This is a genomic window from Mesorhizobium sp. WSM4844 (genome assembly GCF_055811775.1).
The window spans coordinates 1-822 of record NZ_JBVVQB010000165.1; the positions used below are offsets into that span (position 1 = coordinate 1).

An 822-nucleotide genomic window follows, 5' to 3' on the forward strand; every position below is an offset into this window, starting at 1 on the left:
GGGATCTGGGCGGAGCTGCTCGGGGTCGAGCGGGTCGGGCGCCACGACAACTTCTTCGAGCTCGGCGGCCACTCGCTCCTGGCCGTGCAGCTGATGGAGCGGCTGCGACGGCTGTCGCTCGGGGTGGAGGTGCGCACCCTGTTCGCCCGGCCGGTGCTTTGCGATCTGGCGACAAGCCTTGGCAGCCATCACGAGGTGGCGGTGCCGGCCAACCTGATCGGCGAGCAGAGCACGGCGATCACACCGCGGATGCTGCCGCTGATCGATCTTACCCAACAGGAGATCGACCGGATCGTCGCCACGGTGCCGGGCGGGGTCGGCAATATCCAGGATATCTATGGCCTGTCGCCGCTGCAGGACGGCATCCTGTTCCATCATCTGCTGGCGACGAAGGGCGATCCGTATCTGCTGGTCTCGCAGATGGCCTTTGCCGAGCGCGGCTTGTTGGAGCGCTATCTTGGCGCGGTTCAGCAGGTGGTGGACCGGCACGACATTCTGCGCACCGCCTTTGTCTGGGAGGGGCTGTCGAGCCCGGCCCAGGTGGTGTGGCGCAAGGCGGCCCTGGAGGTGACCGAGGTCGAGCTGGATGAGGATGGCGGTCCCGGTTCCGAGCAGCTGAAGCGCCGGTTCGATCCGCGCCGGCACCGCATCGATCTTGGCCGGGCGCCCTTGATGCGGATTGTGATCGCGCGCGAGCCGGGCAGCACACGCTGGCTGCTGCTGGAGTTGCAGCACCATCTGATCGGCGATCACACGACGCTGGAGATCATGCATGCCGAGGTGCGGGCCGTGCTGGAAGGTCGCGGGCATGAGCTTGCCGCG

General features: G+C 67.3%; 1 protein-coding gene. It reads left to right on the forward strand.

Annotation, left to right across the window (positions count from 1 at the left end; translation table 11 throughout):
* The coding region (locus tag AC0L2A_RS36260) for a condensation domain-containing protein (protein ID WP_473612982.1) at positions 1-822 on the forward strand (822 nt) is incomplete at both ends.